This window comes from Azospirillum thiophilum (assembly GCF_001305595.1).
Lineage (GTDB): Bacteria > Pseudomonadota > Alphaproteobacteria > Azospirillales > Azospirillaceae > Azospirillum > Azospirillum thiophilum.
This window is the reverse complement of record NZ_CP012401.1, coordinates 2,335,990-2,358,143: the sequence shown is the minus strand read 5'-3', so window position 1 is coordinate 2,358,143 and position 22,154 is coordinate 2,335,990. Positions and strand designations below refer to the sequence as shown.

The 22,154-nt window shown below is 69.1% G+C and carries 18 protein-coding genes; 9 read left to right on the top strand and 9 right to left on the bottom strand.

Annotated elements, in window-relative coordinates; all coding sequences use genetic code 11:
* Positions 1–18: 18 nt before the first annotated feature.
* From tssK to AL072_RS10850, 9 genes are all read right to left on the bottom strand, one after another.
* Entirely contained in the window at positions 19–1,353 is a 1,335-nt protein-coding gene (gene tssK / locus AL072_RS10890; RefSeq protein WP_045580317.1) for a type VI secretion system baseplate subunit TssK, read from the bottom strand.
* 64 nt (positions 1,354–1,417) lie between these two features.
* Positions 1,418–2,767, bottom strand: coding sequence for an FHA domain-containing protein (locus AL072_RS10885; RefSeq protein WP_045580318.1), 1,350 nt, complete (start codon positions 2,765–2,767; stop codon positions 1,418–1,420).
* 4 nt (positions 2,768–2,771) lie between these two features.
* Complete coding sequence (locus AL072_RS10880; protein WP_245636656.1) at positions 2,772–3,341, bottom strand: DUF6931 family protein; 570 nt, start codon at positions 3,339–3,341, stop codon at positions 2,772–2,774.
* 62 nt (positions 3,342–3,403) lie between these two features.
* Positions 3,404–5,524, bottom strand: a complete 2,121-nt coding sequence (locus AL072_RS10875) for a type VI secretion system Vgr family protein (protein ID WP_045580319.1) — start codon at positions 5,522–5,524, stop codon at positions 3,404–3,406.
* Positions 5,525–5,670: 146 nt separating this feature from the next.
* The gene (locus AL072_RS10870) at positions 5,671–6,147 is read right to left on the bottom strand and encodes an Hcp family type VI secretion system effector (RefSeq protein WP_045580320.1); all 477 of its coding nucleotides are present in this window, start codon (positions 6,145–6,147) and stop codon (positions 5,671–5,673) included.
* A gap of 136 nt (positions 6,148–6,283) precedes the next feature.
* Positions 6,284–8,977: a type VI secretion system ATPase TssH gene (tssH, locus tag AL072_RS10865; RefSeq protein WP_045580321.1), complete on the bottom strand. Its 2,694-nt coding sequence runs from the start codon at positions 8,975–8,977 to the stop codon at positions 6,284–6,286.
* 187 nt (positions 8,978–9,164) lie between these two features.
* Positions 9,165–10,259: a methyltransferase domain-containing protein gene (locus AL072_RS10860; RefSeq protein WP_045580322.1), complete on the bottom strand. Its 1,095-nt coding sequence runs from the start codon at positions 10,257–10,259 to the stop codon at positions 9,165–9,167.
* 4 nt (positions 10,260–10,263) lie between these two features.
* The gene (locus tag AL072_RS10855) at positions 10,264–10,647 is read right to left on the bottom strand and encodes a PAAR domain-containing protein (RefSeq protein ID WP_045580323.1); all 384 of its coding nucleotides are present in this window, start codon (positions 10,645–10,647) and stop codon (positions 10,264–10,266) included.
* Between the two features lie 19 nt (positions 10,648–10,666).
* A complete protein-coding gene (locus AL072_RS10850; protein WP_045580324.1) occupies positions 10,667–10,987 on the bottom strand; it encodes a hypothetical protein in 321 nt (106 codons plus the stop codon).
* 278 nt (positions 10,988–11,265) lie between these two features.
* Between AL072_RS10850 and tssA the strand changes: the two genes are divergently transcribed.
* The 9 genes from tssA to AL072_RS10805 all read left to right on the top strand — a co-directional run bounded on the left by tssA (position 11,266) and on the right by AL072_RS10805 (position 22,150).
* Positions 11,266–12,402 carry a type VI secretion system protein TssA gene (gene tssA / locus AL072_RS10845; protein ID WP_045580325.1) on the top strand — a complete coding sequence of 379 codons (1,137 nt, stop codon included), beginning with the start codon at positions 11,266–11,268 and terminating at the stop codon, positions 12,400–12,402.
* A 44-nt stretch (positions 12,403–12,446) separates the two neighbouring features.
* Complete coding sequence (gene tssB / locus AL072_RS10840) at positions 12,447–12,953, top strand: type VI secretion system contractile sheath small subunit (RefSeq protein WP_045580326.1); 507 nt, start codon at positions 12,447–12,449, stop codon at positions 12,951–12,953.
* 4 nt (positions 12,954–12,957) lie between these two features.
* Positions 12,958–14,451 (top strand): type VI secretion system contractile sheath large subunit, encoded by a 1,494-nt coding sequence (gene tssC, locus AL072_RS10835; protein ID WP_045580327.1) that lies wholly within the window; start codon positions 12,958–12,960, stop codon positions 14,449–14,451.
* A gap of 21 nt (positions 14,452–14,472) precedes the next feature.
* Positions 14,473–16,053, top strand: a complete 1,581-nt coding sequence (gene tssC, locus AL072_RS10830; RefSeq protein WP_052709866.1) for a type VI secretion system contractile sheath large subunit — start codon at positions 14,473–14,475, stop codon at positions 16,051–16,053.
* A gap of 37 nt (positions 16,054–16,090) precedes the next feature.
* Complete coding sequence (locus tag AL072_RS10825) at positions 16,091–16,894, top strand: type VI secretion system accessory protein TagJ (RefSeq protein WP_045580328.1); 804 nt, start codon at positions 16,091–16,093, stop codon at positions 16,892–16,894.
* Positions 16,895–17,071: 177 nt separating this feature from the next.
* A complete protein-coding gene (gene tssE, locus AL072_RS10820) occupies positions 17,072–17,548 on the top strand; it encodes a type VI secretion system baseplate subunit TssE (protein ID WP_045580329.1) in 477 nt (158 codons plus the stop codon).
* The gene (gene tssF, locus AL072_RS10815; protein ID WP_045580330.1) at positions 17,541–19,373 is read left to right on the top strand and encodes a type VI secretion system baseplate subunit TssF; all 1,833 of its coding nucleotides are present in this window, start codon (positions 17,541–17,543) and stop codon (positions 19,371–19,373) included. The genes tssE and tssF overlap by 8 nt, the downstream gene beginning before the upstream one ends.
* A complete protein-coding gene (gene tssG, locus AL072_RS10810) occupies positions 19,337–20,422 on the top strand; it encodes a type VI secretion system baseplate subunit TssG (RefSeq protein WP_045580331.1) in 1,086 nt (361 codons plus the stop codon). Before tssF ends, tssG begins: the two co-directional genes overlap by 37 nt.
* A gap of 186 nt (positions 20,423–20,608) precedes the next feature.
* On the top strand, positions 20,609–22,150 hold the full coding sequence (locus tag AL072_RS10805) for a methyltransferase regulatory domain-containing protein (RefSeq protein ID WP_045580332.1): 1,542 nt from the start codon (positions 20,609–20,611) through the stop codon (positions 22,148–22,150).
* Positions 22,151–22,154 lie beyond the last annotated feature (4 nt).

Genomic DNA, 22,154 nt, shown 5'->3' with positions numbered 1-22,154 from the left:
TCCGGATATGGTGCTGAATCAGCCACGGATCGCCCAAAGCTCCATCGCCACCTGGGGGAAATCACCTGCCAGATGAACAGCGATTCCGCCCGAAGTTGCAAGCTGTTTCCAAATAGGGCTACCGCGTTCGAGTTCGAAATACACGGCGCCGGCATGATAGGGCAGCTGGCGCGGTGCGACTGGCAATGGCCTTACTCGGATTCCGGGCAACTGCACATTGACGAGTTCGCGGATTTGCTCGACCGGACCGATCTTCACCAATGCCGGGAAATTGCGGCGCAACGCCTCTCCCGGCATGTCGGCCCGCACCGCAAGCACGAAGGTGGCGGTGGTGATCAGCGTGCGGTCGGCGATGGTGCCGACGCGGATGCCGTACTTGCGTTCCTGCAGGTCGATGGGGATGGCGGTCTGCTCCAGCACCGCGCTCAGCGACCGGCGGATCTCCGCCATCACCGGCTCGAGCGTGCTCTGCAGATCCTCGTGCCGGTAGGGCGGGAAGGAGGGCGGACGCTTGTTCATGGCAGTGAAGGTCGCCAGTTCCCCGGCCAGCCCCAGCATCATGCCGTGCAGCCGCTCCGGGTGGATGTCGGGCATGCGGGCGAGATTGGCGAACAGCGGTTCGGAGCGGTTGGCGACCTGGAGCATCAGGAAGTCGGCCATCTCGCCGGCGCCGCGCCCGTTGGAGCCGGCGACGCGGGCGGCCAGCGCCTCCGTCCGGCTGTTCAGCAGCCCCTGGATCTCGGTGACGAAGCCGGCCAGCGGGGCCAGCGCCTGGACATTGAGGGTCGGCGGGATGTAGCGCTCGTCCAGCGTGGCGTGGCGGTCGGACCGCACCTCCTGGATGCGGGCGAGACCGAGGCAGTGGTAGCCGGCACGCTCCTGCCGCTCCAGCCGGTAGCGCAGGCGCAGCCGTCCGGTGCGGATGCGCGAAACGCTGGCCGAACCGGCGATGGCGTCGACCGTCTCGGTCTCCTCGCCGACATAGCGGGTGGCGGCATCGGCGCTCTCGCCCACCTCGAATTCGACGCCGCCGCGCTGGCGCACCGGCAATGCCAGATAGACGATGCTGTTGGCCAGCGTCTCCGGCAGATCGAGCGGCGGCGGCGGATCGTCGTCGTCGGGGATGTTGATCGGCGTCCCGTCCTCCAGGATGCCCTTGCAGCGGAGCACGGCGAACTTGCCGACCGCCAGAAGCTCGCGGTTGATCGTCAGCTCGCTGATGCCCCAGGCGAAGGGACGGATGCCGCCGACACGACCGCGCACCAGCCGCTCGACATAGCGGTCCTGCTGCTGGAAATGCTGCGCCCGCAGGAACATGCCTTCGGACCAGATGACCTTGTCGTCCCAACTCATGGGCGCTTTTCCTCTTGCAGGCTGGTGGTCGTTGCCATGGGTTCCGCCCTCCGTCCGGTCCGGCTCAGCCGCCGAGCGCGTGGCGGTGGATCGGCAGCAGCCGGCGATAGAGCGCGGCCAGCCGGGCGTCGCCGTCGGCGACCTCGCCGGTCAGTTCCCGCACCGCCGCCAGCAGGGCCGACTGGTGGGCCTCGCCGTCGGTCGCGGCGGCGCGCAGCAGCGCCTCCGCCTCGGCCGGCGGCAGGGCGCGCAGGCCGGCCAGCGCCTCACCGGCATCGGCGGCACGCCGCAGGATCGAGCCACCCTGCGCCAGCGTCTCCTCCGGATCGAGGCCGAACCGGGCCTCCAGCGCCGCCTGCCGCCGCATCAGCGACAGCACCACCTCGACCAGCAGGCCGGTCAGGGCGTCGGAGCCCGCAGGCGACTGGAAGGGCGTCGGCTCGAACGGGGGCGGCTGGAGCGGTGACTGCTGGGTGGCGGATGCCGGCGCGCGGGCGCCGAAGGCCGGCGGGGCCAGCGGTTCGTCGGCCCAGTCGTCGCCCCAATCGGCGGGCGGAACAGCCGGTGCGGGGGATGGCTGCGGAACGGCGTCCGCGGGCTGGGCAAAGTCGGGGGCGCCGAAGGGCGCGGCCGGAGACGCGGCGGGCGGCGACAACTCGACCGGGTCGTCCAGCCAATCGTCGGGAATGGCGGACGCGGAGGACGGCGGTTGCGAGGGTGGCGGCTGGAAGGCCGCTCCGGGCTCCCGCTCGGTCGCCACGCGCATGGTGCCGAAGCTGTCGGGAGCGAAATCGGGCTGGGCGGAACCGGGCCAGTCGGGATCCTCGCCGCCGCCGGAGCCGGCCGCGGTCCGCTGCCAGCCGCCGAAGCCGCGCGGGGCGTCGCCGGACGGCCTGCCCCAGGACTCGCCGCCTTCCGGCTGCCCGCCGAACAGGTCGTCATCCTCCGGGATCGCCATCACCGACATCGGGCCGCGCCCGAAGGCCGGCAGGGCGAAGGGGTCGTCCGCCGCCCCGGCGGCGGGGGCCGGGCCGGCCGGCGCGTCGGACCCGCGCAGAACCGCCAGGAACGGGTCGTTGGCGGCCGGAGCCTCATCCGCGGCAAAGCCGGCGCGCATGACGAAGCCGCCCATCCGCAGCCGGTCGCCCTCGCCGACCACCGCCGAGTTGCCGCGCCCGATCGGGGCCGGCGCGTCGTTCAGGAAGACGCCGTTGGTGGAACTGTCGATGACGATGTAGACGCCGCCCTTGAACTCCACCATGCAGTGGATCTTGGACAGCATCCGTTCAGTGTCGTTCAGCACCCAGTCGCAATCGGGACCGCGGCCGATCACCAGGCGGCCGGTTCCCAGGTCGCGGGAAATGTCGCCGCCCTGGGCAGGCGGGCATTGGATCAGGGTCAGGCGCAGCTTCATCGGATCACGCCCCCATCTTGCCGCTGCCGCCATTGGCGATGTCCAGCGCCTGGACCAGCGCGGCGCGCTGGCGGGCGACGGCCTCCTTCGGCACCGCGGCGGCGGCGATCAGGACGGCGGCGGCGCAGGCGGTGCCGGTCAGCCCGTCGCCCGGCGGCACCACCACCGCCGCCTCGGGCGGGGCGAGGCTGCCGCCCGACCAGAAGGCGGCCATGGCGGCATAGGCGCAGGCGGTCTCGAAATTCATCGCCTCGGCCGGGGCGAAGGTGGCGCGGCGGTTCTCCTCGGTCGGGCGGTAGACCCAGGCCTCCGCAGCGGCCAGCGCCGCGGCGTCGGCCGGGGCCGGCTCCGGCGGCAGCGCACCGCGGGCGGCGAGACAGCCCCACCACACCGCCTCGCGCCGCGGCAGGGCCATGCCCAGCAGCCGGATCGCGTCCACATACAGCTCGGCGTCGATCAACGCCTTCAGGAAAGCCGCCGTCGGGGCGTTCGGCGCGAACAGCGCCTTGGCCTCCGGCGACAGGTCCAGCCCCGCGACCGCTTCGGCCGCGCGGGCGAACCGCAACTTCGGCAACAGCCCGATCTCCACCGTCCCAACCCCGCTCGCAAGACCGCCCCAGTGTGGACGGCGGTTCGTCAATTGATGGTTACCACGCCGCCCTTGACCTGGACCATGGCATCGCCGTTCACCTGGGTCATCGCGCCCTTGATCTGGACCTGCGCATCGCCGGTCACCTTGACCATGGTGCCCTTGATGGTGACGCCGGTCTGGTCGATCTTCAGGCTGTTGGCCCCGACCTTCAGTTCGATGGAGGTGGTCGCCTGCAGGGTGATCTTGCCGGTGCTGGCCGTCACCGAGACGTCGCCCATGCCGAGCTTGAGCGTATAATCGCCCTGGCTGACGTCGATGGACATGTCGCCCTGGCCGACCTTGAGGCTGTCGTTGCCCTGCCCGACATCGACCGACCGGTTTCCCTTGCTGACCGTGTGGGTGTCGTTGCCCTTGGAGACGGTGACGGTCCGGTTGCCCTCCCCCACCGTCAGGGTCTGGTTGCCCTTGCTCACCGCGTGGGTGTCGTTGCCCTCCGACACGGTGACGCTGCGGTTGCCCTTGGAGATGGTGACGGACTCATTGCCTTCCGACACCGTCTCGGTGCGGTCGTTCTTGACGGTGATGGTCTGGTCGTGATCGACGGTCAGCGTGTCGTCGTTCTCCACCATCCGGGTGAAGTCCTTCTGGGCGTGGAAGTAGATCTCCTCCGCGTCCTTCTTGTCCTCGAAGCGCAGCTCGTTGAAGGTCGCCGCGTCGCCGCCCTTGCTGGAGCGGGTCTTGATGCCGCTCTGGGTCTTGTTGTCGGGCAGCGTGTAGGGCGGCATGTTCTCGGCGTTGTAGACGCAGCCGACGATCAGCGGCCGGTCGGGGTCGCCGCCGATATAGTCGACCAGCACCTCCATGCCGACGCGCGGCGTGAAGATCGTGCCCCAGCTCTTGCCGGCCATGGTCTGGGCGACGCGCAGCCAGACGAAGCTCTTCTCGTCGTTGGCGCCCTTGCGGTCCCAATGGAACTGCACCCGCACCCGGCCGTACTTGTCGCAATAGATCTCCTCGCCACTGGGACCCACCACGACCGCGGTGTCCGGCCCGTGGGTGCGCGGGCGCGGCACCGGCGGCGGGCGGAACACGGTGGCCTCGGGGATCGCGGCGAAGCGGCAGGAGAAGTGGGGCGGCGCGCCGCTGTTGCCGAGATGGCTCTCGTCCTGCGCGCTCAGCGTCAGCTCGGTCAGGACATAGCCCTTGCCGACCTCGGCGCTCACCGCATGGTCGGTCATCGAGATCTTGCCGCCGGAGAACAGGCCGCGATAGGTCGCGCCGGCCTCCACCCGCTCGTAGCCGGTCTCGGTCTCCTCCATCCGCAGTCGGGACAGGGTGGTGCCGTCGGCCTTGACCATGTGGCTGCCGGGATATTCGAACCGTTCGTGCGACTTGAAGGCGGACACGCCGAGCACGGTGGTCGTGCTGGCCGACAGGTCGGTGCTGGGCGTCTCGAAATTATAGTCCTTCAGCGTCCATTTGCCGGACACGTAGGATTGGGAATGCGACCAGCTGTCGATGGCCAGCATGTTCCCCTGAGAGGCGGCGGCATGGACGACGTCCTTGTCCAGGCAGTCGGTGTAGCCCGACGCGCTGTCGCTCAGCACCAGCGTGTGCTTGCCGGCCTCGTGCTGGAAATAGAAATAGATGCCCTCGTCCTGCAGCAGGCGGGCGATGAAGTCGTAATGCGTCTCGCGGTACTGGACGCAGACCGGCCGGGCATTGTGGGTGCCGGACAGCCCCTGCTTCTTCACCTCGGTCACGCCGCAGTCGGACAGCATGGCATCGACGATCTGGACGACGGTCTTCTCCTGGAACACCTGGCAATCGGAGCGCAGGGTGGCCAGCCACAGCGCCGGCACGATCTCCGCCGTGTAGCGGCGATAGCCGCGCAGGGCGAGCGGCCCGGCGGAGAAGCTCTTGACGATGCCGTTGATCACGCGGGGACTGCCGCCCTTGCGGGCGATGGACAGCGTCAGCGACTTGCCCAGGATGTCGGCCGGGGCGATGGTCAGGCGCGGCGAGATCATCGAGACGGTGTAGCGGAACAGGCGCGACAGCCCCTCCTCCCCCTCGACGGACACCGGGATCAGCACGTCCGCGCCAAGCGGCGAGGTCAGCGACAGAAGCCGGCCGGTCTGCGAGATGGTGGGCGCATCCGACATGCGGGCTTGGTCCTATTTGCGTTGGGAAGCGATGGTCGAGGAAGGTCTTGCCCCCTCCCCGACCCTCCCCCGCTTCGCAGGGGAGGGGGACATTCCCTCCCCCGCCCAGCGGGGGAGGGTTAGGGTGGGGGCAAGCGGAGCCGAACTTAGGCGCTCTTGGTCGTCGACAGGTCGTAGGAGACCGAGATCGGCGTGCCGGCCTTGTTCTTGTCGTCGTAGGGGATGAACTTGTACTCCATCTTGGTGAAGCTGATGGAGATCGACTCCGACGGACGGTCGCCGCCCGACGACATCGAGTAGGCCGAGACCAGCGCGTTGGTCAGGGTGTACTCGGCATAGGTGTTGCCCGGGCTGCCTGTGGTGACGAGGTGGATCTGCACCTTCTTGCCGATGGCACCGGTGCAGGACTCGACGAAGAACTTCGGCGAGGAGCTGTCCATCAGCTTGGTGATGGTCACTTCCGACACCGACGGCTCCGACGCCTCGCGGTTGGTGGTCGCACCCGACGGGGTGCTGATGGCGCGGCCGACGCCCCACTGCAGCGACCCGACGTCGAGCCACTTCTTGTGGGTCTCGTGGGTGGCCTCGCCGTCGATGCCGTCGTACTTGATGTAGATCGCCATGGTTGTCTCCTCGCTCTCTTAAGGGTCGGTCTTAACAGGTAAGCGTGATCTGTGCAGTATGGTTACCAAAGAATTGAGGCGGTCGCTGTGACGGGCGTCACCGCCCGCCACTTTTTTGCGGCCCCGCCCCGGGGCGTCAGGCGATGTCGTAGACGAAACGGTCTTCGCCATCGACCGAGACATGGACGCGGGTGATCGGCTCGCCGTCGCCCATGCGGGCGAGGATGCGGGAGGAGATCTCCGGCAGCAACGTGCGGCTCAGGATGGTCTCGATGTTGCGAGCGCCGCTCGACACCTCCTGGCAGCGGCCGACGATGCTCTGGACCAGATCGTCGGAATAGGAGAAGGCGGCCTTGTAGTTCTGCACCACCCGCTTGGCGATGCGGTTCAGTTGCAGGACGACGATCTTCGACAGATTCTCGTCCGACAGCTGGAAATAGGGGATGACCGTGCAGCGGCCGAGGAAGGCCGGCTTGAAGCTCTTCTGCAGTTCCGGATGCAGCGCCTCCAGCAGGCCTTCGGCCTCGGGTGCGGTCTCCGGGTCGGCGCTCAGCTTGTGGATCAGGTCGGTGCCGGCGTTCGACGTCATGATGATGACGGTGTTCTTGAAGTCGATGTCGCGGCCTTCGCCGTCCTTGATCGTGCCCTTGTCGAACACCTGGAAGAAGATGTCCTGCACGCCGGGATGGGCCTTCTCCAGCTCGTCCAGCAGGACGACGCTGTAGGGCCGGCGGCGAACCGCCTCGGTCAGCACGCCGCCCTCGCCGAAGCCGACATAGCCCGGAGGGGATCCCAGCAGGAGCGAGACCTTATGCTCCTCCTTGTACTCGGTCATGTTGATGGTGGTGACGTTCTGCTCGCCGCCATAGATCAGGTCGGCCAGCGTCAGCGCCGTCTCGGTCTTGCCGACGCCGGACGTGCCGACCATCAGGAAGACGCCGATCGGCTTGCGCGGGTCGGTCAGCTTGGCCCGGCTGGTCCACATCGCCTGGGCGATGGCGTCCAGCGCGTGGTCCTGGCCGATGATGCGCTCCTTCATCCGGTCGGCCAGCGACAGGATGGTCTTGATCTCGTTGGAGACCATGCGGCCGACCGGCACGCCGGTCCAGTTGGCGACCACCTCGGCCACCGCCTGCCCGTCCACCGCGACCTTGACCAGCGGATCCTCGCCCTGCAGCGCGGCCAGCTCGCCGGTCAGCGCGCTCAGCCTGGCGTTCAGCGCGTCGGCGTCGAGCGGCTCGGCCGCAACGGCCCCCTCGGCGGCGGGCGCCTTGGACTGCTCGTGCGCGGCGACCAGCTGGTCGCGCGTCTCGTTGATGGCGCGGACCAGCTCCAGCTCCTTGGCCCAGCGCGCCTCCAGCGCCTCCAGGTCGGCCTGGGTGGCGGCGATCTTGTCCTTCAGCGCGGCGAGCAGCTCGGCATGGTCGATGCCGATGGCCTCCTCGCGCTCCAGGATCGCGACCTCGGTCTCGGTCAGCTGGATGGTGCGGCGGCGATCCTCGATGGCCGGCGGGGTCGCGGTCTGGCTCATCGCCACGCGGGCGCAGGCGGTGTCGAGCAGGCTGACCGCCTTGTCGGGCAGCTGGCGCGCCGGGATGTAGCGGCTGGACAGCCGGACCGCTTCGATCAGCCCCTCGGTCACGATGCGGACCTTGTGGTGCTTCTCCAGGGTGGCGGTCAGGCCGCGCATCATGTCGACGGCGGCCGGCTCCGCCGGCTCCTCCACCTTCACCACCTGGAAGCGCCGGGTCAGCGCCGGATCCTTCTCGAAATACTTCTTGTACTCGGCCCAGGTGGTGGCGGCGACGGTGCGCATCTCGCCGCGCGCCAGCGCCGGCTTCAGCAGGTTGGCGGCGTCGTTCTGCCCCGCCTGCCCGCCGGCGCCGATCAGGGTGTGCGCCTCGTCGATGAACATGACGATCGGCTGGCTGGAGCCCTTGACCTCGTCGATCACGCCCTTCAGCCGGTTCTCGAACTCGCCCTTCATGCCGGCGCCGGCCTGGAGCAGGCCGAGGTCGAGCGACAGCAGGCGGACGTTGCGGAGATCGGGCGGCACGTCGCCGGTGGCGATGCGCAGCGCGAAGCCCTCGACCACCGCCGTCTTGCCGACGCCGGCCTCGCCGGTCAGGATCGGGTTGTTCTGGCGGCGGCGGGTCAGCACGTCGATGATCTGGCGGATCTCGGCGTCGCGGCCGAGCACCGGATCGATCTTGCCGTTCTTGGCGCGGTCGGTCAGGTCGATGGTGTACTGGTCGAGGTTGGGGGTCGCCCCGCCCGCCTTGGGCGCACCGCCGGCAGCACCGCCCGCACCGGCCCCGGCACCGGGAGCGCCGACCGGGGCGGAGGTCCGCGCCTCGGCGGTGTCGGCGACGATCTTGGGCAGGTCGCGGCGCAGCGTGTCCGGCGTGATGCGGGCGAACTGGCCCGACATGTCGCGCGCCTGGGCCGCCAGCGACTCGTCGGACAGCAGCGCCGCCAGCAGATGGCCCGAGCGCACCGCCCCCTCGCCATATTGCAGCGACGCCAGCACCCAGGCCTCGCGCATCAGTTGCACCAGGTTGGGCGACAGCGCCGGAGCCCGGCTGTTGCCGGTCTTCAGCTTGTCCAGCACCCGCGTCAGGTCGGCCGACAGGCGGCCGGCGTCGATCTCATAGACGCGCAGGATGGCGGAGATGTCGCCGTCGGCTGCGCCGATCAGCTGAAGAAGCCAATGCTCGATCTCGCAATTATAGTGCGTGCGCGACAGCGTCTGGCCGGCCGCAGCCTCCAGCGCCCGCCGGCACAGAGGATTCAGCCGGGAAATCATGCTCTGCAGATCGACCGCAACCATAGCTCCACCCCCTTCGTATGACCTCTGTTACTTCAACCGTTGCGGGCAGAGCACCCGGAACGCCTGCTCGCCCCGATCCGGTTCGCCTGACCGGCCGGTCCGTTCGTCCCGCGGCTGCAAGTCGAACTGTGGCCAAGCCATTTGGAAAAATCCACTGCGATGCTTCGCAGAAATGGCGGTCCGATGCTCATTCCTTCCCGCTTAATGCGCGCATCATGACCAGATGCGTCCTGTACTGCATGAGGGCGCGGTCATGCATGCGAACCGTCCAGGGCATGTCCAGCGGTTCGCCATGAACGTGCAGCCGCCCGACCGATTGCGGGTGCGCCCCCGCCGTCAGCAGGCGGGCCAGCATCGCCTCGCAGCGGCCGGCATCGTCGCCGCGCTGGGAATGGCCGCCCAGCCAGGCCTCCACCGGCGTCGCCTGGGTCGACCAGTCGAAGGGCGTCGCCAGCAGCGCACCGCCCCCCTCGGCCACCGCCAGGTCGATCGCCTGCAGCAGCGCCGGCGGCGAGGCCACGCAATCCAGCACGTTCATCGCCGCGACCAGGGCGAAGCCCTGCGGGGCAAAGGGCGGGAACAGCGCGTCGCCGATCCAGAAATCGACCTGCCCGGCGGCGGCGAAGCGCGCCTCGACCCGCCGCCGGTCATAGGCGATGCCGGAGCGGCGCAGCGGGAAGACCGCCTCGCCGCGCTCCATCACCCGGCGCGCCAGCGTCAGCAGCGGCCAGTGCAGATCCAGCCCGAGCACCAGCCCGTCGCCGCGCGCCGCCAGCTCGAAGCTGGTGCGCCCGGCGCCGCAGCCGAGATCGAGCGCCGGTCCTTGCGGCAGCGGCCCCAGCCGGTCGAGCCCCGCGGCGAGGCAGCGCACCACCGACCCGGCCTCCCCCGCCGGGCCGGCGGAAGCCGTGTCCGGATCGAGGTCGCCGTAATGGTCCCAGCCATAGCTGGACAGATGCTGGCGGGTGGCGTTGAAGGCGCTGTCAGGGCCGAAGCCGTCGCCCAGCACCCCTTCCATCGCCGCCGGAATGTCGTCGCGCATGGTCAGCAGATGGGCGTTGGCCGCCATCCAGCCGCGCAGGTCGGGCACCAGGATCGGCGCGCCGTCGATGATCGGATACTCCATCGCGCAAGCCGGGTCGCCGCATACCAGCGTGCCCCAGCGGACGGAGTCCCCGGTCGCCTCCTCCACGATGCCGGGCGCCAGCGGCACCGCAGCGCCGCGATTGGCGAGGCAGCGCGGGCACACCGGGCGCAGGGCTTCGAAATGACCGAGCTTCATCCGGTCAGCCGCCGATGATGACGGTCGGACAGCCGGGCGGCATCACCTTGCCGACCGGCCCCGGGATCGGCGCGACGCAGCTGGTGTGGGCGGTCATGTCGTTGATGCGCGCGGCGGGAAGATTGTTGATCAGCACCGTTCCCGACCCCTGCGAGATCATGCCCGGCCCGGCCGGGATGCAGCCCGGCAGCATGCAGGGCGCCGAGATGTCGGTCAGCCGCGCCGCCGGCATCTTGCCGATCAGCACCGTCGGGCTGCCCAGCATGATCGCCAGCGGCAGGCCGGGATGCGGCGTCGGCGTCGGCACCAGGGCCGGCGGATGGATCGGCGCGTGGCAGTGCGGGGTGTCCTGCTTGATGAAGTCGCCGAGGCGGGCGGCTGGGGGCATCGTCCGTGTCTCCGGCCGGTCAGAACGGCGAATCGCCGGGCGCCGACGGCGCAACCGGCAGAAAGGGCGAGGCGATGACCGGCGGCGGGGGCGGCACGACCGGAAGGCCGGCACGGAACAGCATCCGGGACACCACCGTCTCGCCATCCTCGGCATAGAAGAGGCAAAGCCCCTCAAGCCTGCCGGCGGCGATGCCGACCCGGGCGACCAGGCGGCCGGCGGCGTCGCGCTTTTCAACCGGAACGGGAATGGAATCGGGCGCGGCGGCCGGACTCCCGGTTGCCGCATCGGCTTCGGCGACGGAGCCGAAGAACGCAGGACTGGATGCGTCGCGAGTCATCGCTTGAGGGAAATCCCGGATGGGTTCGTTCCGACGTCAGACCGGCAGCATCCATTCGCAATTTCGATTCGTCAAGCTTGTCGGGCTACCACTACCGCTGAATTGTTACGCATATGCAATATTTCTACCGGATGGGCCGGACACGACGAATAGCCTTGTCGAACCAACATAAGTAACGCTATCAATTTGCCGGTGCGAACGCTTACCCCAAAATCGGGGTTGCGCCGCCGGCCGGCTCCGACTCCCGTCATATGAATGCGGAAAGGGTGCTTTCCTTCATGCCGACACCGCAGCTTTTCGATATCGAGGAATTGTTACAGCCGATCGAGGGAGAGACCGAAACCGGTATCGACCTCCGCGAGAATGCTTCGGCGGATTACTACACGGTCAAGGATGCCCGCAGCGCCGCGCGTGCGGCCGAACGGTCGATGGATGTGGATGACGATGCCGGCGGGCTTCTGCCGGAGTGGCGGACCATCCTCGACGTCAGCCCGAGGATCCTGCGCACCCAGGCCAAGGATCTCGAGGTCACCGCCTGGTTCATCGAGGCCCTGCTGCGGGCCCAGGGATATGCCGGCCTGCGCGACGGCTTCGCCCTGGCGCGCGGCCTGGTCGAGCGTTTCTGGGACACCCTCTATCCCGCCCCCGACGAGGACGGCATCTCCACCCGCGTCGGCCCGCTGACCGGCCTGAACGGGGAATCGGCCGACGGCACGCTGATCCAGCCGATCCGCAAGGTGCCGCTGACGCTGGGCGACAGCGCCTATTCGCTCTGGCAGTACGAGCAGGCGGTCGAGCTGGCGAAGATCACCGACGAAACGCGCCGCCAGGCGCGCATCGACAACGGTGCCGTCACCTGGGAGCAGTTCGAGCAGAGCGTGCGCGAAACCCCGGCGTCGGAATTCAAGACGCTGGTCGAGGACATCCAGGGCGCCATCGACGCGTTCGAGGCGCTGGGCAAGATCCTCTACGACAAGGCCGGCTACGACGCGCCGCCGGCCGGCAACATCCGCAACGTGCTGACCGCCGCGCTGGATGCCGTGAACTACGCCGCGCGCGACCGGCTGGCGACGCTCTCCGGCGACGAGCCGGCCGAAGCGGCGCCGGCTGCCGGCCCGGCCGACCCGGTCGCCTCCGGCGGCGGCATGGCGGCAGCGGCGGCGAAGGCCCAGGCCAGCGGCGCGGTCGCCACCCGCGAGGAGGGCTTCAAAGTCCTCTTGCAGGTCGCCGATTTCTTCCGCAAGACGGAGCCGCACTCCCCCATCTCCTACACATTGGAGGAGGTGGTGCGCCGCGGCCGCATGCCGTTGCAGGAACTCCTGCAGGAACTCATCACCGACGAGGAAACCCGTCGGCAATTCTTCATCGCGTCCGGCGCCAAGGCGCCGCCGCCGGCCGAACAATCCGGGTATTGACGATCACCGCCTATCCTACGGCGTGAGCAGGGAGGTCCGATCACATGGCGAGTATCCACCAGAAGCTGGATCGCGTGCGCAAGCCCCGCGTCCACATCACCTACGACGTCGAGACCGAAGGTGCGACCGTCGTCAAGGAGCTGCCCTTCGTCGTGGGCGTGCTCGGCGACTTCTCGGGCGATCCGACCGAGGCGCTGAAGCCGCTGAAGGACCGCAAGTTCATCCAGGTCGACCGCGACAACTTCAACGACGTCATGGCCCGCATGACGCCCGGCCTGAAGATGAAGGTCGACAACACGCTGGCCGAAGACGGCACCCAGCTGTCGGTCGACCTCGCCTTCAAGTCGATGGAGGATTTCGAGCCGGGCCGCGTCGTCCAGCAGGTCGAGCCGCTGCGCAAGCTTCTGGAGACCCGCAACCAGCTGCGCGACCTGCTGAGCAAGGCCGACCGCTCGGAAGAGCTGGAAGGGCTGCTGGAGCGCGTGCTGCAGAACACCGACGAGCTGGCTGCCCTGAGCGGCGAGCTGGGCACCGAGAAGAAGGAGGGTTGATCCGATGAGCGACGCTCAAGCCCAGGGCGCAGGCGCCACCGGCGCCGTTGCCGAAGGTACCGGCCTCTCGATCCTCGACCAGGCCATCGCCGCCACCAAGCAGACCGAGCCGGACCGTGCGCAGGAGCTGCTGCGCACCCTGACCCAGGAAGCGCTGGCCGGCACGGTCACCTTCAACAAGAACCTGGGCCAGACGATCAACAAGGCGATCGCCGCGATCGACGCCAAGATCAGCAAGCAGCTCAACGCGATCATGCACCACGAGAAGTTCCAGAAGCTGGAAGGATCGTGGCGCGGCCTGAACTATCTGGTCATGAACTCGGAGACGGGGGCGAACCTCAAGATCCGCGTCATGAACTGCCCGAAGAAGGACCTGTACAAGGACATCTCCAAGGCGGTCGAGTTCGACCAGAGCCACCTGTTCAAGAAGATCTACGAGAACGAGTTCGGCATCGCCGGCGGCGAGCCGTACGGCGCGCTGATCGGCGACTACGAGTTCACCAACCATCCCGACGACATGGAGCTGCTGACCGGCGTCTCCAACGTCGCGGCCGCCGCCTTCGCGCCCTTCATCTCGGCCGCCAGCCCGAAGCTGTTCGGCTTCGAGGACATGACCGAGCTGTCGAAGCCGCGCGACCTGGAGAAGATCTTCGACAGCGTCGAGTACACCAAGTGGCGCAGCTTCCGTGAGAGCGACGACAGCCGCTTCGTCACGCTGACCATGCCGCGCGTGCTGGCCCGCATGCCCTACGGCGCCAACACCAAGCCGATCGAGGAGTTCGAGTACGAGGAGGCCCCGTACGAGGGCGGCGTCGCCCGGCCGATGCACCACAACGACTATTGCTGGATGAACTCGTCCTACGCGATGGGCCAGCGCCTGACCAACGCCTTCTCGCAATATGGCTGGTGCACCGCCATCCGTGGCGCCGAGGGCGGCGGCAAGGTCGAGAACCTGCCCTTCCACACCTTCACCTCGGACGACGGCGACAGCGACGCCAAGTGCCCGACCGAGATCGGCATCACCGACCGCCGCGAGGCCGAGCTGTCGAAGCTGGGCTTCCTGCCGCTCTGCCACTACAAGAACCAGGACTACGCCGTCTTCTTCGGTGCCCAGACCGCGCAGAAGGCCAAGAAGTACGACCGGCCGGAGGCGACCGCGAACGCCGCGATCTCCGCCCGCCTGCCCTACATCATGGCGACCTCGCGCTTCGCCCACTACCTGAAGATCATGGGCCGCGACAAGATCGGCTCCTTCATGGAGGCGAGCGACTGCGAGGCGTGGCTGAACCGCTGGATCCTGAACTACGTCAACGGCAACGAGGCCGCCGGCCAGGAGATGAAGGCGAAGTACCCGCTGGCCGAGGCGTCGGTGCAGGTGAAGGAGATCCCGGGCAAGCCCGGCTCCTACAACGCCGTCGCCTGGATGCGCCCGTGGCTGCAGATGGAGGAGCTGACCACCTCCATGCGCATGGTCGCCCGCATCCCGCAGGCCGGCTGATAAGGGCGGGGACGCGCGCGCATGGGTGGAGCAGCGGCCGATCTGCATGACGACGCCGACGCGACGGTCCTTGAACGGCCGTTGCGCCTGCGGGCGGTCGACATGGCGCTCGGCCGCGACGATTCCGGCCTCCTCGACGCCTTCCTGGCGGCGAAGGGGCCGGGCGACGCGCTCCGCCTGTGGTTCGGCATCACGCTTCCCGTGTATGACAGCCTGGACCGGCTGCGCGCCGCGCTCGACCGTGACATCGCGGCGATCGACGCGCTGCTGTCGGACCAGGTCAACGCCATCCTGCACCACAAGCGCTTCCAGTCGCTGGAAGGCTCGTGGCGCGGGGTGCGAACGCTGGTGAAGCAGGCGCAGTCCGCCGAGACGGTGGAGCTGCGGCTGCTGAACCTGACCTGGCCGGAGCTGTGCCGCGACCAGGAACGTGCCATCGAATTCGACCAGAGCCAGCTGTTCAACAAGGTCTACAGCGACGAGTTCGGCATGCCCGGCGGCCGCCCCTACGGCGTGCTGCTGTGCGACTATGCCGTCCAGCACCGTTCGACCAAGGAACGGCCGACCGACGACGTGTCCGGCCTGAAGGGGCTGGCGCAGGTCGCCGCCGCCGCCTTCGCCCCCGCCATCGTCGGCGCGGCGCCGGAGCTGTTCGGGCTGGAGACCTTCCACGAGCTGGGCCTGCCGCTGGACATGAAGACGGTGCTGCGGCAGGCCGAATACCAGCGCTGGCAACGTTTCCAGGAAACCGAGGATTCGCGCTTCGTCGGCGTGGCATTGCCGCGCGTGCTGATGCGCGAGCCCTATGGCGACGACCCGCAGGCCCGCCACGGCTTCCGCTTCCGCGAGGAATCGCTGGAGCTGTGGGACAGCGAGCGCGACCGGCTGGTCGCCGGGCGCGGCGGGCTGCGGCTGGAGGACCATTGCTGGGGCAACGCGGTCTATGCCTTCGGCACCGTGCTGATCCGCTCCTTCCTCCAGCATGGCTGGTTCGCCGATATCCGCGGCGCCCAGCGCGACGTGGTGAGCGGCGGGCTGGTGACCGAGCTGGTGGTGCCGGACTTCGCCACCGACGAGGCGAAGGTTGCGCAGAAATTCTCGGTCGAGGTCTCGATCTCCGACCAGTTGGAACGCGACCTCGACGAGCTGGGATTCATCCCGGTCAGCCGCTGCAAGGACACCCCCTATCTGGTGTTCTACGGCAACCAGTCGGTGCAGCGGGTCGGCCAGTTCACCAACACGACGGCGACCGCCAACGCCCGGCTGTCGGCCATGCTGCGCTACATGTTCTGCGTGGCGCGCTTCGCCCATTTCCTGAAGGTGATGGTGCGCGACCGCATCGGCGCCTTCGTCACGCCGGAGCAATGCGAGCGCGACCTGCAGAGCTGGCTGCACGGCTATTGCCTGGGCAACGACGACGCCAGCCAGGACCAGAAGGCGCGCTATCCGCTGCGCGAGGGCAGCATCCAGGTCCGCGCCATCCCGGGAAAGCCCGGCAACTACCAGTGCATCATCCATCTACGGCCGCATTTCCAGCTCGACCAGGTCTTCTCGACCTTCAAGCTGGTGACCGAACTGGCACAAACCGGCGGGGCCGCCTGACCCGTTCAGCCGCTCCATCCAGGGAGAGACACCGATCATGAGCGAAACCGCAGCGCAACTGTTCCAGGCGGGCCGCCTCGACGAGGCGATCACCACGCTGAACGGCGAGATCAAGAAGAACCCGACCGATCTCGACCGCCGCGTCTTCCTGGCCGAGCTGCTGAGCTTCGCCGGCAACCTGGAGCGCGCCGACCTCCAGCTCGACACCATCGGCCTGCAGGAGCCGAAGGTCGCCATCACCATGGCGCTGTTCCGCCAGCTGGTGCGGGCCGAGCAGGCCCGGCGCCAGCTGTTCGCCGACGGCCGCCTGCCGGAATTCATCGACCAGCCGGCCGACCATCTGCGCCTGCATCTGGAAGCGCTGGTCGCGCTGCGCGCCGGCGAGGTTGCCGACGCGGTGGCCAAGCTGGCCCAGGCCGAGGAGCTGCGGCCGCCGATGTCCGGCAGCCATGACGGCCTCGCCTTCGAGGATTTCCGCGACCTGGACGACCTGACCGGCGGCTTCTTCGAGGTCTACACCAGCACCGGCAAGTATTTCTGGATCGCCACCGAGACGGTGGAGCTGGTCGAGTTCCGCGCGCCCGAACGGCCGCGCGACCTGCTGTGGCGCCCGGCCCACATGGTGGTGCGCGGCGGTCCCGACGGCGAGGTCTATCTGCCGACGCTCTACGGCGGCGCCCCGGCCGACGCCGAAACGGCGGTGAAGCTGGGCCGGGTGACGGAATGGTCGGACGACCCCGACGCCCCCGTCCGCGGCACCGGCCAGCGCTGCTTCCTGGTCGGCGATGAGAGCGTGCCGATGCTGCAGCTGGGGACGCTGGAGTTCTCGGGCACGGTGTGAGGTCCCTGCCACCGGCCCCCTCCCCATCCCTCCCCCGCCTTTGGCGGTGGAGGGGGCAGGAGCTTTGCGGGAGTTCGGCGGCAGTCCCCTCTCCCGCCTCGGCCGACCGAAGGTCGGTCCGATCGCGGGGGAGGGTCAGGGAGGGGGCCGCGAGGCCACCCATAGGAAAGCCACCCCATGGATAGCAACCAGTCCATCACCCTGTCGGTCCTCGACCGCCTGCTCGACGACACGCCGGAGCATGTGGCGCCGCGGCCGCACACGGTCGCGCATCTGCGGGCCGCGATCCGGCGGGATCTGGAGAACCTGCTGAACACCCGGCGGCGGGTGCTGGGCTGGCCGGACGACCTGACGGAGCTGGCGGACTCGATCCTCGGCTATGGCTGCCACGACCTGCTGGTGGAGAATGTCGCCACCGAATCGCGGCGGCGCGAGGTGGTGGCGAAGATCGAGGCGGCGATCCGGCGCTGGGAACCGCGCTTCGCCCATCTGGCCGTGACCATGGTCGACAACAGCGATCCGGCCGACCGCACCCTGCGCTTCCGGATCGAGGCGCTGATCCATGCCGACCCGGCACCCGAACCGATGGTCTTCGATTCGGTGGTCGATCCCACCTCCAACATGGTCACCGTGACGAGCAAGAGCCGTGGCTGACGAACTCCTCCCATACTACAACCGCGAGCTGACCTATCTGCGCCGCATGGCGGCGGAGTTCTCGGAGGCGCATCCGAAGATCGCCGGCCGGCTGCGGCTCAGCGCCGACGCGGTGGAGGATCCGCATGTCGCCCGGCTGCTGGAGGGCGTCGCCTTCCTGAACGCCCGCATCAGCCGCAAGCTGGACGACGAGTATCCGGAGCTGGTCGACACGCTGCTCGACGTGCTCTACCCGCATTATCTGGCGCCGATCCCGTCGATGGCGGTGGTGCAGATGAAGAGCAGTCCGGACCTGACCGGCTCGCACATCGTGGCGAAGGGGACCGAGCTGGAGACCGAGGCGCTGCGCGGGGAAACCTGCCGCTTCCGCACCGTCTATCCGGCGACGCTGTGGCCGATCGAGCTGGACCAGGCGGTGCTGGCCGGCCGGCCGCTGGTGGCGCCGCCCAACCCGCGGGCGGCCGACGCGGTGGCGGCCCTGCGGCTGACCCTGCGCTGCCGCGTGCCGGACATGTCCTTCACCGAGCTGGGGCCGCACACCCTGCGCTTCTTCCTGCGCGGCCAGCCGCAGCAGGTCTATGCCCTGCACGAGCTGATCTTCAACAACGCCGTCTCGGTGGCGCTGGCCGACGATCCGCGCGACGAGAAGGCGGTCATCCTGGGCAGCGGCGCCATCCGCCCGGTCGGCTTCGGCGACGAGGAGGGCATGCTGCCCTACCCCGCCCGCTCGCATGGTGGCTACCGGCTGCTGACCGAATATTTCGCCTTCCCCGAGAAGTTCCTGTTCTTCGACCTCGACATCTCGCCGAAGGTGCTGCGCCGCGCCGGCAACACGCTGGAGGTGTTCATCTACCTCAACAGCACCGACGGCGACCTGGAGCGCGCGGTGTCGAAGGACAATTTCGCGCTGGGCTGCACCCCGGTGGTCAACCTGTTCCGCCAGCGGGCCGAACCGGTGGCGCTGACCCAGACCCAGCACGAGCACCGCGTCGTCCCCGACGCGCGGCGTCCCGGCGCGCTGGAGGTCCATTCGGTCGACGGCGTGCTGGCGACCGACCCGGACGGCACGCAGCGGCGCTTCCTGCCCTTCTACGGCCTGCGCCACGGCGGGGCGGAGGCGGTCACCCGCACCTACTACACCGCCAGCCGCCGCCCGGCCGGCGGGCGCGACCCCGGCACCGAGGTGCATCTGGCGCTGGTCGACCTCGATTTCGACCCGTCCAGCCCGGCGGAGTCGGTGCTGTCGGTCGAGACCACCTGCCTGAACCGCGACCTGCCCGGACAGCTGCCCTATGGCGGCGGCCATCCGCACCTGAAGCTGACGGAAGGCATGGCGGCGGTGGCCGGCGTCGCCTGCCTGACGCCGCCGACCCCGACGCTGCGCATCGCCGAGCGCAAGGGCCATCGCTGGCGCCTCGTCTCCCACCTGCTGCTGAACCATCTGTCGATCAGCGGCGGACAGGAGGGGACGGAGGCGCTGCGCGAGATCCTGCGCCTCTACGATTTCCGCAATTCCGCCGAGACGCGCGGCATCGCCGACGGCATCGTCAAGGTGGCGACCAAGCGGGGCACCGCGCGGGCGCCCTCGCGTCCCGACGACGTCGCCTGGGGCGACGCCATCTGCCGCGGCATCGACGTCGGCATCGAATTCGACCCGCAGCGCTTCAGCGGCAGCGGCATGTTCCTGCTGGCGATGATCCTCGACCATTTCCTGGGGCTGTACTGCTCGATCAATTCCTTCACGCGGCTGACCGCTACGGTCAAGGGCCGCACCGGAGTGCTCCGCACATGGCCCGCCCGCGCCGGCAACCGCCCGCTTCTGTGATCGACCGGCTGTTCCGCACCCCCCACCGCTTCGATTTCTTCCAGGCGGTGCGGGTGCTGGAATGGCAGGCCCGGCGCGACGCGCGCGATCCGCGGACCGCGCGCCGCCATGCCGTGGGCCACGACCATGACCCGCGCGAGGAGGTCGTGCGCCTGCGCGCCGAAACCTCGCTGACCTTCCCGGGCAACCAGGTGGCGGCGGCGGAGGCGGCAGCCGACGGCCGGCCACCGACGCTGGTCGGCGCCTTCCTCGGGCTGGTCGGCCCGCTGGGCGTGCTGCCGCAGCATTACACCGAGCAGATGATCCGCAGCTTGCGCGAGCGGAACCGGGCGCTGCGCGACTTCTTCGACATCTTCCACCACCGCAGCTTCTCGCTGTTCTACCGCGCCTGGGCGAAGTACCGGCTGCCGGTGTCGTTCGAGCGCGGACAGGGCGGGCGCGAGCCCGACCCGGTCAGCACCGCGATCGGCAGCTTCGTCGGTATCGGCCAGCCGTCGCTCGCCAAACGGCTGGCGGTCGAGGACTCGACGCTGCTCCATTATTCCGGCCTGCTGTCGCGCGGTCCCCGCTCGGCCGCCGACCTGCAGGAGATGCTGTCGGACTTCCTCGGCCGGCCGGTGACGGTGGAGAGCTTCGTCGGCGGCTGGCTGCCGATCGCGCCGGACGGGCAGACCCGCCTGCCCAGCCTGTCCGAACCGGACGGGCTGCATTGCCGGCTGGGCATCGATGCGCTGGCCGGCGACCGCGCCTGGGACGTCCAGGGCAAGTTCCGCCTGCGCATCGGCCCGCTCGACCGCGCCCAGTTCCGCGACTTCATGCCGGAAGGCCGCGAGTTCCGGAAGCTGCAGGATCTGGTCCGCATCTATGTCGGGCCGGAGCTGGATTTCGAGCTCCAGGTGACGCTGGTTGCGGCCGAGGTGCCGGCGGCGCGTCTGGCCGAGGGCGAGGACGACCGCGGCGGCGCGCGGCTCGGCTGGAACGGCTGGGTGCTGCACGCGCCGAGCCCGGTCGAGCGGTCGGACGCGGTGTTTCCGATGCAGGATTTGTGAGGCGTGCGGGCGCGGTGCCCCCTCCCCAACCCTCCCCCGCTGGGCGGGAGAGGGGGCAAGTCTTCCCTCTCCCGCGTCGGACGGACCTTCGGTCCACCGAGAGCGGGGGGAGGGAGGGACCCGCTCGCAAGAGCGGGAGGGAGGGGGCACCGCGCACCCCGCACTCCGTAGAAGGACGAGGACCCAATGAGCGACTGGAGTGCCGGCTATGTGTCGGACATCGAATATCTGCCGGGCTTCTACCGTGAACAGGGTCCGGCGCATCTGACGCTGAGCTGCCTGATCAACGGCATCGCCCCGCCCTCGACGGCGGGCGGGTTCGATTATTGCGAGCTCGGCTGCGGCCACGGGACCACGGTCGCGCTGTTCGCCGCGGCCAACCCGCAGGGGCGTTTCCACGCGGTGGACTTCCACCCCGCCCACATCGCCCGCGCCCGCGACGCCGCCGAGGCCGCCGGGCTGACCAACATCGCATTCCACGAGGCGAGCTTCGCCGAGCTGGCCGACGGCGAGGGGCCGGAACTGCCGCAGTTCGACTTCGTCACGCTGCACGGCGTCTACAGCTGGGTCAGCCCGATGAACCGCGGCGCCATCGCGCGCTTCCTGGCGAAGAAGCTGAAGCCGGGCGGGCTGGTCTATGTCAGCTACAACGCCATGCCGGGCTGGGCGCCGATGATGCCGCTCCAGCGGCTGCTGTACGAATATTCCGGCCTGATCCACGACCGCAGCGACCGGCAGGTCAAGGCCGGCCTCGACTTCGCCGAACAGCTCTTCAAGGCCGGCGCCAAGATCCTCGGCGACGAGGCGATGTTCGGCAAGCTGCGCGGCGAGACCAAGTCCAAGAACGACGCCGAGCAGTCGGTCTATCTGGCGCACGAGTACCTGAACGGCAGCTGGCAGCCGCTCTACCATGTGGACGTCGCCCGCGAACTGGGCGAGGCGAAGCTGACCTATGCCGGCTCCGCCACCCTGTTCGAGAACTATCCCGACCTGTCGCTGACGCCGGACCAGCGCAAGGCGCTGGACGCCATCGGCGTGCCCAGCCTGCGCGAGACCTTCAAGGACTATTGCGTCGGCCGCCCCTTCCGCCGCGACGTCTTCGTCCGCGGCGCGCGGCGCATCAGCGTTGCCCAGCGCGATGCCCTGCTGATGGACATGGCGATGGCGTTGATCGTCCCGCGCGGCGACGCCCGCACCACCATCCAGGTGCCGCTGGGCGAGGCGACGCTGGAGGCCAAGCATTACGAGCCGATCTTCGACGCGCTGGCCGAGGGGCCGCGCCGCATCGGCGAGCTGATGGAGCTGCCGGAGGTCCGGCAGGCCGGCGGCAACCTGTCGGCGGTCGAGATCGCCGGCATGCTGACCGGCTCCGCCCAAGCGCTGCCGGTGCCGAACCCGCCGGAGACGGTGATGCCACTGCCGGGCGTGCTGGCCCACAACCGGACCGTCGCCAACGAACTCGCCACCAGCGAGGGGCGCAAGAGCAGCGCCTTCGCCGCCTCGGTCGGCGGGGCCGGCCTGCATGTCAGCACGGTGGAGGCGCTGCTGTATGACGGGCTCGCCCAGGGCGTGCCGGAAGAGCTGGAGGCGCTGGTCGCCCACGCGATGCGGCGGCTGGCCGCCCCGGAGAATGCCGAGGGCGCCGGCCGGCAGGCCATCGCCGACAGCATGGACTGGTGCATGCGCAACAGCCTGCCGGTCTGGCGCAGGCTGGGCGTGATCGGATGAGCCG

Excerpts from the sequence above, each read along its gene's own strand:
- tssK (WP_045580317.1), bottom strand. The coding sequence starts at position 1,353 with ATGAGTTGGGACGACAAGGTCATCTGGTCCGAAGGCATGTTCCTGCGG.
- AL072_RS10885 (WP_045580318.1), bottom strand. The coding sequence starts at position 2,767 with ATGAAGCTGCGCCTGACCCTGATCCAATGCCCGCCTGCCCAGGGCGGC.
- AL072_RS10875 (WP_045580319.1), bottom strand. The coding sequence starts at position 5,524 with ATGTCGGATGCGCCCACCATCTCGCAGACCGGCCGGCTTCTGTCGCTG.
- AL072_RS10870 (WP_045580320.1), bottom strand. The coding sequence starts at position 6,147 with ATGGCGATCTACATCAAGTACGACGGCATCGACGGCGAGGCCACCCAC.
- tssH (WP_045580321.1), bottom strand. The coding sequence starts at position 8,977 with ATGGTTGCGGTCGATCTGCAGAGCATGATTTCCCGGCTGAATCCTCTG.
- AL072_RS10860 (WP_045580322.1), bottom strand. The coding sequence starts at position 10,259 with ATGAAGCTCGGTCATTTCGAAGCCCTGCGCCCGGTGTGCCCGCGCTGC.
- AL072_RS10855 (WP_045580323.1), bottom strand. The coding sequence starts at position 10,647 with ATGCCCCCAGCCGCCCGCCTCGGCGACTTCATCAAGCAGGACACCCCG.
- AL072_RS10850 (WP_045580324.1), bottom strand. The coding sequence starts at position 10,987 with ATGACTCGCGACGCATCCAGTCCTGCGTTCTTCGGCTCCGTCGCCGAA.
- tssA (WP_045580325.1), top strand. The coding sequence starts at position 11,266 with ATGCCGACACCGCAGCTTTTCGATATCGAGGAATTGTTACAGCCGATC.
- tssB (WP_045580326.1), top strand. The coding sequence starts at position 12,447 with ATGGCGAGTATCCACCAGAAGCTGGATCGCGTGCGCAAGCCCCGCGTC.
- tssC (WP_045580327.1), top strand. The coding sequence starts at position 12,958 with ATGAGCGACGCTCAAGCCCAGGGCGCAGGCGCCACCGGCGCCGTTGCC.
- tssC (WP_052709866.1), top strand. The coding sequence starts at position 14,473 with ATGGGTGGAGCAGCGGCCGATCTGCATGACGACGCCGACGCGACGGTC.
- AL072_RS10825 (WP_045580328.1), top strand. The coding sequence starts at position 16,091 with ATGAGCGAAACCGCAGCGCAACTGTTCCAGGCGGGCCGCCTCGACGAG.
- tssE (WP_045580329.1), top strand. The coding sequence starts at position 17,072 with ATGGATAGCAACCAGTCCATCACCCTGTCGGTCCTCGACCGCCTGCTC.
- tssG (WP_045580331.1), top strand. The coding sequence starts at position 19,337 with ATGGCCCGCCCGCGCCGGCAACCGCCCGCTTCTGTGATCGACCGGCTG.
- AL072_RS10805 (WP_045580332.1), top strand. The coding sequence starts at position 20,609 with ATGAGCGACTGGAGTGCCGGCTATGTGTCGGACATCGAATATCTGCCG.